The following is a 12,865-nucleotide window of genomic DNA, read 5'->3' on the forward strand; positions in this document are numbered from 1 at the left end:
GCACCCCACCAGGCGGCATCGGCCCCAGCCCCTGGAGCTGACCTCCCGCGACTCTCAGCCGCGCGCCCCGGGATCGACCGGCAGCTCGGTGGTGTCGAAGGACAGCTCCCCGAGCGGCGTCTTCACGCTGACGGTGTCGCCGTAGGCGATCGTGTCCCGCCCCCGGTAACCGTCGGGCCCGGGGTTCCAGTGCGTGACGCAGTGCGCCCGGTACGGGTCGAAGATCAGGTAGGCGGGGATGCCGGCCCGCGCGTACTCCCGGTCCTTGACCTCGTAGTCGTTGCGGACGCTGCTCGGGGAGACGATCTCGACGACAAGGTGAATGAGGTCGACCGGGTAGCCGCTCGCGTTGCGCTCCCACTCCTCGCGCGGGATCACGGCGAGATCCGGGCAGAACTCGGAATCCTCGCTCACTGGTACGGCTACGCCGCTGATCACCTCGACGTCCGCCGGCAGCAGGATCGCCAGGCGCTTCCACACCCGGAACATCGTCCCGTTGTGGAACGGCCTGAGCGGTGTCAGCACGATGCTGCCCTCCACGATCTCCGCCGTGTACCCGGGGAACAGGCCTTCCAGGCGGCTGAGCTGCGAGCGCAGGCGAACGATCTCCGAACCGGTCACGGTCCTCCCTTCCCGTATCCCGGGGTCGGGAGGAACCGTAGCTACACGCCGAGGCCGCGGGCGATGAGATCCGCCAGAGCGCACACGAAGAGGGCGATGCCGATGAAGCCGTTGACGGTGAAGAAGGCCCGGTTGAGGCGGCTGAGGTCGTTCGGCCGCACCAGCGAGTGCTCGTAGACGAACGCGGCGGCGACGATCACCAGGCCGAGCCAGAAGAACGCCCCGGCGTCGGTCAGCAGCGCGTACCAGGCGAAGAGCCCGAGCGTGACGACGTGGCTGGCGCGGGAGGCGTACAGCGCGGCGGCGACGCCGTGCCGGGCGGGCACGGAGCCGACGCCCTCGGCGCGGTCGGAGTCGACGTCCTGGCAGGCGAAGATCAGGTCGAAGCCGCCGATCCAGATGCCGACCGCCGCGCCCAGCACCACCGCCTCCCACGACCAGCTGCCGGTCACGGCGAACCAGGCGCCGGTGGGGCCGATCGCCTGGGCGGCGGCGAGGATGGCGTGCGGGTAGTCGGTGAACCGCTTGCCGTAGGGGTAGACGACCATTGGGACGACGGCCAGCGGGGACAGCATCAGGCACAGCGGGTTGAGCAGCGCCGCCGCGCCGAAGAACACCGCGAGGGCGACGAGCGCGCCCGTCCACGCCGTGCGCACGGAGACGCTGCCGGTGACCAGTTCGCGACCGGCGGTGCGCGGGTTCCGGGCATCGATCTCCCGGTCGATGATGCGGTTGGCGGCCATCGCGAACGTCCGCATGGCGACCATGGCGACCGTCACGACCAGCAGCGTCCACCAGTCGACGCGGCCGTCGGTGCGGAACATCGCGGTCAGCGCGGCGATGTAGGCGAACGGCAGGGCGAACACGGAGTGTTCGATCATGACGAGCCGGAGGAAGGCCCGCACCTTCCCCCGTTCGCGCGGCGCCTCGGCGTCGTGGGTCGTGGCCGGCTGGGCGGTCACAGCCCGTACTCCCGCCAACGGCGGGTGACCTGTTCGGCGATCGCCGGGTCGGACTCGACCATGTTCGGCCAGCCGCCGTCGCGCGTGTAGCCCTCCTCGGGCCACTTCGCGGTGGCGTCGATGCCCGCCTTGCCGCCCCAGAACTGCTGGTAGGAGGCGTGGTCCAGATGGTCGACCGGTCCTTCGACGAGGCTGAGGTCGCGGGCGTAGTCGGTGTTGCCGAGGGCGCGCCAGGCGACCTCGTGCAGGTCGTGTACGTCGCAGTCGGCGTCGACGACGACGATCAGCTTGGTCAGCGACATCATGTGCGCGCCCCAGATCGCGTGCATGACCTTCTGGGCGTGCTTGGGGTACTTCTTGTCGATCGAGACGATCGCGCAGTTGTGGAAGCCGCCCGCCTCCGGCAGGTGGTAGTCCACGATGTCCGGAATGATGATCTTCAGCAGCGGCAGGAAGAAGCGCTCGGTGGCGCGGCCGAGCGGGCCGTCCTCGGTGGGCGGGCGGCCGACGACGATGGACTGGAGCAGCGGCCGGCGGCGCATCGTGACGCAGTCGATCGTCAGCGCCGGGAAGTCCTCCTGCGGCGTGTAGAAGCCGGTGTGGTCGCCGAACGGGCCCTCCGGCAGCATCTTGCCCGGTTCCAGCCAGCCCTCGATGACCACCTCGGCGTTGGCCGGGACCTGGAGCGGCACGGTCTTGCAGTCGACCATCTCCACCCGCTTGCCCTGGAGGAAGCCGGCGAACAGGTACTCGTCGATGTCGCCGGGCAGCGGCGCGGTGGACGCGTACGTCACGGCGGGCGGGCAGCCGAAGGCGATGGCGACGGGCAGCCGCTCACCTCGCTTGGCGGCGACCTGGTAGTGGTTGCGGCTGTCCTTGTGGATCTGCCAGTGCATGCCGATGGTGCGCCGGTCGTGGCGCTGGAGGCGGTAGAGGCCGAGGTTGCGGACGCCGGTCTCGGGGTGCTTCGTGTGGGTGAGGCCGAGGTTGAAGAAGGAGCCGCCGTCCTCGGGCCAGGTGAACAGCGCGGGCAGCTGCTCCAGGTCGACGTCGTCGCCGGTGAGGACGACCTCCTGGACGGGCGCGTCCTTGACCTTCTTCGGCGGGACGTGGCTCATCCCGGCGAGCTTGCCGAACGCCTCGCGGAAGCCCACGAAGCCCTGCGGCAGCTCCGGCTTCAGCAGCCCGGCGATCTTCTCGCCGATCTCCTGGTAGGACTTCAGCCCCAGCGCCTTCAGCAGCCGCCGGTCGGTGCCGTAGACGTTCATGGCGAGCGGCATCGCCGAGCCCTTGACGTTCTCGAAGAGCAGCGCGGGACCGCCGGCCTTGTTGACCCGGTCGACGATCTCCCCGACTTCCAGGTGCGGATCGACCTCCGCCTTGATCCGCTTCAGGTCACCGTCGCGCTCAAGCGCTCGCAGCAGCGAGCGGAGGTCGTCGTAAGCCATGCCGTCCAGTATCCGACACGGCCGCCGGCCGCCGACGGGCGGGCACGCCACCGGGGCGCCGCCCGTTGTCCACAGGCATGGGCTCCGCCACACCGCCGGGCGGTGCCGGACCATTACGCTGGTGTTGAGGTCACCGTTCGTGTCGGACGTGACCGCCCGCACATCGTCAGGACGCACTCGAGGAGCGCTCCACATGGCCAAGGTATTGCCGTTCCTACTGGTTCTGGCGGTGTGGATCTACGCCTTCATCGACTGCCTGAACACCCCTGAGAAAGAGGTGCGCAAGCTGCCGAAGGTGATGTGGGTGATCATCGTCCTGCTGTTCGGGCAGGTGCTGATCGGTCCGATCGCCTGGTTCGCCGTCGGCCGGCCGCGCCGCAACCGCCCCTACGGCGCCACGAAGGCGAACGAGCGCCGCTGGGTCGCGCCGGACGACAACGTCGACTTCCTGCGTTCGCTGGGCGACGACCCGCGCGGCGGCTCGGCGGCGGAGTCCGAGGAGCCGCAGTCGGGGCCGGGCACCGAGAAGCCGGAGTCCGAGCCGGGCAAGGGCGGCTCGCCGAAGTCGGGCGGCGACGACACGACCGGCGGCCGGAGTGGCGGCAGGCCCGGTGGCGGGCCCGCCAAGCCGCCGACGCCGTCGCCGGAGGAGTCCCTGGAGGCGTGGGAAGAGGAGTTCCGCCGCAACAAGGACAACAACGGCCCCGACGACCCGACCCCGCCGAAGCCCTGACCCCGCGCGCCTCCCTCCCCTTTCGAAGATCGCTTCCGCACACGGCAAAGCCCCCTGCGGGCAGCCACCCCAAGATCACCGATCACCTCGCCCGCAAAGATTCCGCAAATCGGTCGTACCTCTTGGAACCGACCCGGCGCGGAAGCGATCCTTCTCAGCGGAACACGCACCGCTGTGAGGGGAACACGACATGTCGGATGGCGGGATAAGCCGACGCGGACTGCTCGGCGTGGGGGCGGCCGCCCTCGCCACCATGGGGATAGCCGGCTGCTCGACCGGCTCCGGCTCGGGCTCGGACAAGAACACCGTCCCGGGGGACAAGGCAGGCGGCGAGAAGAAGGAACAGGCCAAGCCGATAGGTGACGGCTCCACCGCCGACACCGGCCCGCAGCCGCACCAGCCCAAACCGCGCAAGCTCGAACCCGGCGAGACGCCGCCGCAGTTCGTGATCTTCTCCTGGGACGGCGCCGGCGAGGTCGGCAACGGCCTCTTCCCGCGTTTCCGCAAGGTCGCCAAGGACCACGGCGCCGCGATGACGTTCTTCCTCTCCGGCGTCTACCTGCTGCCGGAGTCCAAGCGGGAGCTGTACAAGCCGCCGAACAACCCGGTCGGTGCCTCCGACATCGGCTACCTCAAGGACGGCAACATCCGGCTCACACTGGAGAACCTCCGCGCCGCCTGGCTGGAGGGCCACGAGGTCGGCACCCACTTCAACGGGCACTTCTGCGGCGGCACCGGCTCGGTCGAGCACTGGACGCCCGCCCAGTGGCGCTCGGAGATCGACCAGGCGATGGACTTCGTCAACAAGTGGCGGACGAACACCGGCTTCACCGACCTCGAGCCGCTGCCGTTCGACTACAAGAAGGAACTCGTCGGCGGCCGCACCCCGTGCCTCCTCGGCCAGGGCAACCTGCTGCCGACCGCCGCCGAGCTGGGCTGGCGCTACGACTCCAGCTCCTCCGGCGGCCTCCAGATGTGGCCGACGAAGAAGGAGGGCGTCTGGGACCTGCCGCTCCAGTCGCTGCCCTTCCCTGGCAAGTCCTTCGAGGTGCTCTCGATGGACTACAACATCCTGGTCAACCAGTCCCAGAACTCCACCAACGGCCCCGCCGAGAACCACCCCACCTGGCGCCAGCAGGCCATCGACGTCTTCTACGGCGGCTTCCGCCGCGCCTACGAGTCCAACAGGGCGCCGCTTTTCATCGGCAACCACTTCGAGCAGTGGAACGGCGGCATCTACATGGACGCCGTCGAGGAGACCGTCAAGCGCATCGCGGACCTCGACGCGAAGGACGTGCGCATGGTCTCCTTCCGCCAGTTCGTGGACTGGCTCGACGCCCAGGACGAGGACGTCCTGACCAAGCTCCGCGGCCTGAACGTGGGCCAACGCCCCACCGGCGGCTGGAAGACCTACCTCGGCGCCGACGCGTAGCGCCGGCCGCCGCTGCAACGGCGGAGGGCCGGACGGTGTGTACCGTCCGGCCCTCCGCCGTCTTGCGGACTCCCCGAAGGCCTCAGACGCCGGAGTAGGAGTGGAGGCTGTTGGCGAAGAGGTTGACGCCGTAGTAGTTGAACAGGAAGGTCAGGAACGCGATGATGCCGAGGATCGCGGCCTTGCGGCCCTTCCAGCCGACCGTCGCCCGGGCGTGCAGGTAACCGGCGTAGGCGGTCCAGGTGATGAAGGACCAGACCTCCTTGGCGTCCCAGCCCCAGTAGCGGCCCCAGGCCTCCTCGGCCCAGATCGCGCCGGCGATGATCGTGAAGGTCCAGAACGGGAAGACGGCGGCGTTGACGCGGTAGGCGAACTTGTCCAGCGTCGCGGCGGACGGCAGCCGCTCCAGCACGGACGTCGCGAACGCGCCCGGCTTGCCGCCGCTCTCCAGCTTGCTCTCGTAGCTGTCCCGGAAGAGGTAGAGGACGGACCCCACCACGCCGAGGTAGAGCAGCGCGCCGCAGACGACCGCCAGCGAGACGTGGATCCACAGCCAGGCCGAGTCCAGCGCGGGCGGCAGCTGGTCGCTCTCGGTGTAGAGCACGACGCTCGCCAGGCCGAGGTCGAGCAGCACGGTGGTGACCAGGATCAGACCGAGCCAGCGCACGTTCTTCTTGGCGATCAGCAGCCCGAGGTAGGCGCCGACGACGACCATCGAGAAGGTGAGGGAGAACTCGTACATGTTCGCCCACGGCGCTCGGGTCACCGAGACCGCGCGGGTCACGACGGCGGCGGCGTGGATCGCGAACGCCAGACCCGTCAGCGCGATGGCGATACGGCCGAACGTGTCGCCCTGCGCGTCGCCGCCCGCGGCCCCCGGACCGTCCGGCAGATCGGGCCGGCCGCCTGCCGTGGCACGCGTGACCACCTTCGGCTTCTCCAGCACGGCCGTGCCGCCACCGCTCTCGGCCGCCCGGACGTCCTCGACGGGCTTGCTGTACGGCGACTTCTTCTTCGGGCTGAGTTCGGCGGCGGTACGCGCCACCTTGCTGCGGCTGCCGAAGAGCCATTCGACGATGTGGGCGACAAACGCGAGCGAGTAGACCGCCATCGCGGAGAGCGCGAGCACTCTGCTGAAGTCGGCGAGCGCTTGGTTGTCTGCCAACGCGAGGTTCACTTCTCGACTCCTTCGTGAGTGTCGCTGTCGTTCTTGCGCTTCGGCCCGGTGTCGCCGGAACCGGCCGGCACGTCGTCGTCAGCCTCGCACGGGTCGGCGAGGGGTGCGGTCGTCCGCAGTTGTTCGGCCAGCGCGCCCAGTTCCTCGGGCAGCTTCGCCGACTCGCTGCGGCCGAGCGCGGCCATCTCCACGACCGTGCGGCCGTCCTCGTCGGTGCGGGCCCGCACCCAGACCCGGCGGCGCTGGAGGAACAGCGAGCCGGCCAGTCCGACAACCGCCGCGATGGCGCCGACCAGCGCCCACGTGGTGCCGGGCTTCTTGGAGATCTGGAAGGTGGCCCAGCGCTCGACCCGCTCGAACTTCAGGGTGCCGGCGCCGCCGGGCAGCTTCATCGTCTCGCCGGGACGCAGGCTCTCCCGCAGGATGTCGCCGTCCTTGGTCGTGAACGGCTCCATCGCCTTGTCGTTGAGCTGGTACACGTTCTGCGGCAGGCCGGTCTCCATACCGAGGTCACCCCGGTAGGGGGACAGGAAGAGCGCCGGGTAGTTCAGGTCGGGGAAGGTGGAGTGCGGCCCGCGCACCTCGTCCAGGCCGAACGTCGGGGTGAAGATCCCGACGAACGCCAACTGGTCCTTCTTGCCCTTGGCGTCGCGGTAGTCGGTCACCTTCACCACGCCCTGCGAGGTGATGTTGGCGTCCTGCGGCAGGAACGGCACCGGGCCCCGGAAGGCGATGTCGCCCTGGCCGTCCCGGACGGTCACCACGGGCGCGTAGCCGTGGCCCAGCAGGTACACCTTCGAGTCACCGACCGTCAGCGGCCGGTTGACCTCGATGGACGCCTTCTTCTCCGGCCCGTCGGCGCCCTCCCAGTAGGTCACCTTGGCGCTGAACTCACGCGGCGTCCCGCGCTGCGGGCCGGTGGGCTCGAAGGCGGAGTGGAAGTCGTCGAGGGTGAAGCCGAAGGAGTCCAGGTCCCCGTAGTCGAAGAGACTGCCGGACTTGATGTCGTCGTAGGAGGGGAGGACGTTGGTGAAGCTGTCGCCCTTGACGACCAGCTTTCCGCCTTCGACCCGCCACAGCTGACCGGTCGCGAAGGCGATCAGCATCACGATGAGCGCCAGGTGGAAGACGAGGTTGCCGGCCTCCCGCAGATAGCCCTTCTCTGCGGCGACCGAGCCCTCGCCGTCGGACACCCGGAAGCGGCGGCCGCGCAGCAGCTTGTTCGCGTCGGCCAGTACGTCCTTCGGCGCGGCGTCGGTGCGCCAGGTCGTGTACGCGGGCATCCGGCCGAGTCGGGCCGGCGCCTTCGGCGGCCTGGCCCGCAGCTGCCCGGCGAACTGCCAGGTGCGCGGCACGATGCAGCCGATCAGCGAGACGAACAGCAGCAGGTAGATCGCCGAGAACCACACCGAGCTGTAGACCTCGAACAGCTGCAGCCGGTCGTAGACCTCGCCGAGCGTCGGGTTGTCCTTCATGAACTGCGCGACGCGGTTCGCGCTCGCGTCGCGCTGCGGGATGAGCGAACCGGGCACCGAGGCCAGCGAAAGCAGCAGGAGCAGCAGCAGCGCGACCCGCATCGAGGTCAGCTGCCGCCAGAACCAGCGCAGCCACCCGACGAGTCCGATGGCCGGTCCGCTCGGCGGCTCCTCCACCGGGGCGGTGCCGAGCTGGGCCTGCGCGGCCGACTCGTCCGTGTCACCGTCCCCGGTCGCCGTCGCGGCGACCTCGGAGGTCCTGGTCTCTGTTTCGCTCATGATCAGATCCCGACGGTGTAGTTGACGGTCCACACCTGGAGTTCGTAGACGATGCGGTCCCAGGCGCCGGTCAGCAGCAGCAGACCGACCGCGATCAGCATGCCGCCGCCGATGCGCATGACCCACGCGTAGTGCCGCTTGACCCAGCCGAACGCCCCCAGCGCCCGGCGGAACGCCAGCGCGGCGGCGATGAACGGCAGCCCCAGACCGAGACAGTACGCCACCATCAGCAGCGCACCCCGGCCGGCGCTCGCCTCACTGAGCGCGAGGCTCTGGACGGCGGTGAGTGTGGGACCCACACACGGCATCCAGCCGACGCCGAACAGCACACCGAGCATCGGAGCGCCGGCCAGGCCCACCGCCGGCTTGCGGTGTATCCGCAGCTCACGTTGGGTCAGTCCGGGCCACAGGACGCCCATGAAGGTGAGGCCGAGCAGGATGGTCAGGACGCCGAGCACCCTGGTTATCGTCTCCCGGTGCTCCAGCAGCGTGTTGCCGAAGTAGCCGAAGAGCGCGCCGCCGGAGACGAAGACGGCGGTGAAGCCGAGGATGAACAGCGACGCCCCGGCCAGCATCCGGCCGCGTCTGGCGTCCGCCAGATCGGTGCCGCTGATGCCGGTGACGTAGGAGAGGTAGCCCGGCACGAGCGGCAGCACGCAGGGCGAGAAGAAGGAGACAAGACCGCCGAGGATCGCGACCGGTATCGCCAGCACGAGTGCCCCGGACTTCACGGTCTGGTTCTCGGCGGCGACCAACCACACGCCGTCCAGCAGAGCACTCATCGGCGTGCGTCTTCCCCGGTCACTACGTCCCCGGTCACTTCTCGGCCAGTACGGGCTCGATGATCTCCCGCAGCTCGGGCTCGCTGAGCGGCTTCAGCGCACGCGTGGCGATCTTCCCCTCGCGGTCCAGGACCAGGGTGGAGGGGATGGCCTGCGGGTTGAGGCTGCCCTTGGGGAAGCGCAGCAGCGTCTTGCCGCTCGGGTCGTAGAGGCTCGGATAGGCGATCTCGAAGTTGCGGTCGAACGCCTTGGCGTTCGCCACGTCGAGGTCCCGGATGTTGAGGCCGACGAACTGCACGCCGTCCTTCTCCAGTTCCTTGGAGACCTTGGCGAAGGCCGGCGCCTCGCTGCGGCACGGCGGGCACCAGGAGCCCCAGACGTTGAGGACGACGACCTTGCCCCGGTAGTCGGAGAGCTTCAGCTCACCGCCCTCGACCGTCTTGCCGGACAGGTCGGGCGCGGGCTGACGGTCGTCGGCGGCGACCGTGGTGATCTGCCCGGTGCCCTCGATGTAGCCGCCGTCGCTGGAGGCTGGCTTGTCCTCGGAACCGCATGCGGTGAGGCCGAGCACACCGGCCAGGACGGCCGCCGTGAGCGCGGTCACGCGGCGGCGGGACGTGCCCCTGGGGGCGCGGCTGAGACTCATGTGAAAAGTTTCGCATGCACTCTCGAACGCCCCGCCGCGCCCCCCTTGTCCCGATCGTCCTCCCAGGTCAGCCCGGGTGCACCCGGGCTCTACCGGGCCTTTTGCCGCTCAGGCGCCGAAGCCCTTCGCGCCCTTCACCGGCTTGGCGCCGGCCAGCAGGTGCTTGGGCACCAGGTCCCGGGCCGGCTCGGAGTAGCCGACCGAGACGATGCGGTCGCCGAGGTAGGTGAAGCTGGTCAGCGACGCCAGCGTGCACTGCCGGTTGCGCGGGTCGTGCCACAGCCTGCGCCGCTCGACGAAGCTGCGCACGATCCAGATGGGCAGCTGGTGGCTGACGCACACCGCCTCGTGCCCGTACGCGGCGTCCTTCGCGGCGTCCAGCGCGGACTTCATCCGCACGACCTGGTCGACGTACGGCTCGCCCCACGACGGCTTGAACGGGTTGCGCAGGTGCCGCCAGTTGCCGGGGCGCCGCAGTGCGCCGTCCCCGACGCCGAACGTCTTGCCCTGGAAGACGTTGTCCGCCTCGATGAGCCGGGCGTCCGTACCGATGTCCAGGCCGTGGGCCTTGGCGATCGGCGCGGCGGTCTCCTGGGCGCGCTCCAACGGAGAGGCGATCACGGCGGTGACGTCGGCGTCCGCCAGGTGCTCGGCGACGCGCTCGGCCATGCGGTGGCCCAGTTCGGAGAGGTGGTAGCCGGGCAGCCGGCCGTAGAGCACGCCGTCCGGGTTCGCCACCTCGCCGTGGCGCATCAGGTGCACCACGGTCACCGTCTTGTCCTCGCCGCGCACCTTCCCGGCCCCTCTCGTCTCAGGGCTGTTCTCGGCCATCAGTTGCCCCCCGCCTCGGTCGCCTCGGTCGCCTCGGCGGCCGCGCGGGCGGCGGCCGGCAGCGCGGCGGCGATCCGCTCGACCGCCCGCTCGTCGTGCGCCGAGGAGACGAACCACGACTCGAACGCCGACGGCGGCAGGTACACGCCCTGCGCGAGCATCGAGTGGAAGAACGCGTTGTAGCGGAACGCCTCCTGCTCCTTCGCGCTCGCGTAGTCGGTGACCGGGCCGCCGTCGGTGGTGAAGAAGACGGAGAACATGTTGCCGGCGGTCTGGAGGGTGTGCGCCACGCCCTCCTTGGTCAGCGCCTCGGCGACCAGCGTCCGCACGGCCTCCGACGCCGCGTCGACCCTCGCGTAGGCGGCGGCGTCCAGCTGCCGCAGCTGGGCCACACCGGCGGCGGTGGCGATCGGGTTCCCGGACAGCGTGCCGGCCTGGTAGACCGGGCCGGCCGGCGCCAGATGCGCCATGACGTCCCGACGGCCGCCGAACGCCGCCGCCGGGAAGCCGCCACCCATCACCTTGCCGAACGTCATGAGGTCCGGGGCGACGCCGTCCAGGCCGTACCAGCCGGCGCGCGAGACCCGGAAACCGGTCATGACCTCGTCCGACACGTACAGCGCGCCGTTCTCCGCGCACAGCGCCTTCAGTCCGGCGTTGAAGCCCTCGGCGGGCGGCACGACACCCATGTTGCCGGGGGACGCCTCGGTGATCACGCAGGCGATCTCGCCCGGGTGCGCGGCGAAGGCGGCGCGGACGGCGTCCAGGTCGTTGTACGGCAGCACCAGCGTCTCGCCGGCCTGGGCTCCGGTGACGCCCGGGGTGTCCGGCAGGCCGAACGTGGCGACGCCGGAGCCGGCGGAGGCGAGCAGCGCGTCCACGTGGCCGTGGTAGCAGCCGGCGAACTTCACGACCTTCGCCCGACCGGTGAAGCCGCGCGCCAGCCGGATCGCCGACATGGTGGCCTCCGTCCCGGAGGACACCAGCCGGACCTGCTCCACCGGCTCGACACGGCCGACGATCTCCTCGGCCAGTTCGACCTCGCCCTCGCCGGGCGTACCGAAGGAGGTACCGCGCGCGACGGCGGCCTGGACGGCCTCCAGGACCGCCGGGTGGGAATGGCCGAGAATCATCGGTCCCCACGAGCAGACGAGGTCGACGTACTCACGGCCGTCGGCGTCGGTCAGGTAGGGACCGGTGCCGGACACCATGAATCGGGGCGTACCGCCCACCGCCCGGAACGCCCGCACCGGGGAGTTCACGCCTCCCGGGGTGACGACGGCTGCCCGGTCGAAGAGCGACTGTGACGCTGGGGCTTCGTATGGATAAGGCACTTTGCTCCTGACCTGCTAAAACGGACTCGTCTGCCGCGCCGTGACACTACCCACGGCCGCACCTCGCGCCGGGCCCGCCGCACGGCGGGCACCGCCCGGGGCAACACCCGGGAGAACTCGCGGCGGTTCGACCGGTGTAAGACCGAGACGAAAGGGGTCCTCCGCGCGTACACACATCTGCGAAACTGGTGCGACACAGGGGTAGCTCACGCGATCCATGGTGTCAGAGCCTGCGTGCTCGTACGGCGGGGCGTTTCACGCGGCGTACAAGGGGGAGGTCTTTGACACGATGATCGGGTCGCGCGACGGGGCCGGGAACGAATCGGGTGGTGACATGCAACGCGGAGGCGGGCTGGGCGAGGGCGGCGACCTCGAACCGCGGAGCGCCCAACGCGGCAGACACCGCCGCGACCGGAGCCCCGAGGCCCGGCGCGAGCCTGCGCGCGAGCGCGAACAGAACCGGGAACGCCCCCGGGACGGCGCCCGGGAGGCGGCCCGTGACGCCCGCGCCGAGCCCGGCGAGACGACGGTCCCGGAAAGGCTCAGAGGTGGCGGGATGGGGGTGACCTACAAGTACTTCGGCGCACGCGACGGCGCCGCCGCCGCACGCGTCCCCCTCTCGATGCGCCCCGAGGAGCTGGGCGGGGACGAACTCGGCCAGGGCGGCATGTTCACCAAGATCAAACCGGAGACGGTCGCCGCGATGGTACTCACCGGCATCGAGGGCATACCCCTGCACCGCGTACCCCCACTGGAGCTGGTCGTCCTGCACCCGGACTACGCGGTCGTGAAGCTGCCGATGACGGTCGTCGACCCGCTGCGCGGCGTCGGCGAGGAGTCGGTGGGCGCCGCCGCGTTCATCTGGTCCACCGTGCCCGACCGCAGCGGGCCGCGCGACGCGTTCGACGTCTACCGCCTGCTCAACGAGTGGCAGGCCTTCAGCCACCGCCTCCACGAAGCCGGCCACCAACCGTACTGCCTCGTCTGGCCCTGAGGCCCGGGGCTCCACCCGCCGCAACGGCACACGCCGCGCGCCCCCGGTGCGCGACGTGTGCCCGTCCCTCCTTCAGCTCCGCTTCCGGGGCACCTCACCCGCCCGGTCGCTGACCCCCCTGGCGATGATCGCCTTGGACTCCACCGCCTCC

12 protein-coding genes are annotated in these 12,865 nt (G+C 70.3%); 3 read left to right on the forward strand and 9 right to left on the reverse strand.

Translation table 11 applies throughout. From position 1 onward, the window contains the following. Positions 1-54 precede the first annotated feature (54 nt). From FNX44_RS15905 to FNX44_RS15915, 3 genes are read right to left on the reverse strand one after another with little or no spacing between them, the layout of a single operon-like run. On the reverse strand, positions 55-621 hold the full coding sequence (locus FNX44_RS15905) for a Uma2 family endonuclease (RefSeq protein WP_143648912.1): 567 nt from the start codon (positions 619-621) through the stop codon (positions 55-57). A gap of 41 nt (positions 622-662) precedes the next feature. Beyond that, entirely contained in the window at positions 663-1,583 is a 921-nt protein-coding gene (gene mqnP / locus FNX44_RS15910) for a menaquinone biosynthesis prenyltransferase MqnP (RefSeq protein ID WP_143648913.1), read from the reverse strand. Next, positions 1,580-3,031 (reverse strand): menaquinone biosynthesis decarboxylase, encoded by a 1,452-nt coding sequence (locus FNX44_RS15915; RefSeq protein WP_143648914.1) that lies wholly within the window; start codon positions 3,029-3,031, stop codon positions 1,580-1,582. Before FNX44_RS15915 ends, mqnP begins: the two co-directional genes overlap by 4 nt. 193 nt (positions 3,032-3,224) lie before the next feature. On the opposite strand from FNX44_RS15915, the gene FNX44_RS15920 reads away from it, so the two are divergent. Next, the gene (locus FNX44_RS15920; RefSeq protein ID WP_143648915.1) at positions 3,225-3,764 is read left to right on the forward strand and encodes a PLD nuclease N-terminal domain-containing protein; all 540 of its coding nucleotides are present in this window, start codon (positions 3,225-3,227) and stop codon (positions 3,762-3,764) included. Positions 3,765-3,954: 190 nt separating this feature from the next. Beyond that, the gene (locus tag FNX44_RS15925; RefSeq protein ID WP_143648916.1) at positions 3,955-5,196 is read left to right on the forward strand and encodes a polysaccharide deacetylase family protein; all 1,242 of its coding nucleotides are present in this window, start codon (positions 3,955-3,957) and stop codon (positions 5,194-5,196) included. An 82-nt stretch (positions 5,197-5,278) separates the two neighbouring features. Here the strand turns inward: FNX44_RS15925 and ccsB are convergent, their stop codons facing one another. From ccsB to hemL, 6 genes are all read right to left on the reverse strand, one after another. After that, entirely contained in the window at positions 5,279-6,373 is a 1,095-nt protein-coding gene (gene ccsB / locus FNX44_RS15930; protein ID WP_143648917.1) for a c-type cytochrome biogenesis protein CcsB, read from the reverse strand. Then, positions 6,370-8,127 carry a cytochrome c biogenesis protein ResB gene (gene resB / locus FNX44_RS15935; protein ID WP_143648918.1) on the reverse strand — a complete coding sequence of 586 codons (1,758 nt, stop codon included), beginning with the start codon at positions 8,125-8,127 and terminating at the stop codon, positions 6,370-6,372. Before resB ends, ccsB begins: the two co-directional genes overlap by 4 nt. A 2-nt stretch (positions 8,128-8,129) precedes the next feature. Next, the gene (locus FNX44_RS15940) at positions 8,130-8,909 is read right to left on the reverse strand and encodes a cytochrome c biogenesis CcdA family protein (protein WP_143648919.1); all 780 of its coding nucleotides are present in this window, start codon (positions 8,907-8,909) and stop codon (positions 8,130-8,132) included. 34 nt (positions 8,910-8,943) lie between these two features. Then, entirely contained in the window at positions 8,944-9,555 is a 612-nt protein-coding gene (locus FNX44_RS15945; protein ID WP_143648920.1) for a TlpA family protein disulfide reductase, read from the reverse strand. 108 nt (positions 9,556-9,663) lie between these two features. Continuing rightward, on the reverse strand, positions 9,664-10,386 hold the full coding sequence (locus FNX44_RS15950; RefSeq protein WP_143648921.1) for a histidine phosphatase family protein: 723 nt from the start codon (positions 10,384-10,386) through the stop codon (positions 9,664-9,666). Beyond that, the gene (hemL, locus tag FNX44_RS15955; RefSeq protein ID WP_143648922.1) at positions 10,386-11,720 is read right to left on the reverse strand and encodes a glutamate-1-semialdehyde 2,1-aminomutase; all 1,335 of its coding nucleotides are present in this window, start codon (positions 11,718-11,720) and stop codon (positions 10,386-10,388) included. Before hemL ends, FNX44_RS15950 begins: the two co-directional genes overlap by 1 nt. Positions 11,721-12,054: 334 nt before the next feature. Here hemL and FNX44_RS15960 point away from each other — a divergent pair, with 334 nt between their 5' ends. After that, on the forward strand, positions 12,055-12,714 hold the full coding sequence (locus FNX44_RS15960) for a hypothetical protein (protein ID WP_143648923.1): 660 nt from the start codon (positions 12,055-12,057) through the stop codon (positions 12,712-12,714). Positions 12,715-12,865 lie beyond the last annotated feature (151 nt).

The sequence above is a fragment of the Streptomyces alkaliterrae genome (assembly GCF_007097205.2).
In the GTDB taxonomy this organism is placed as follows: Bacteria; Actinomycetota; Actinomycetes; order Streptomycetales; family Streptomycetaceae; genus Streptomyces; species Streptomyces alkaliterrae.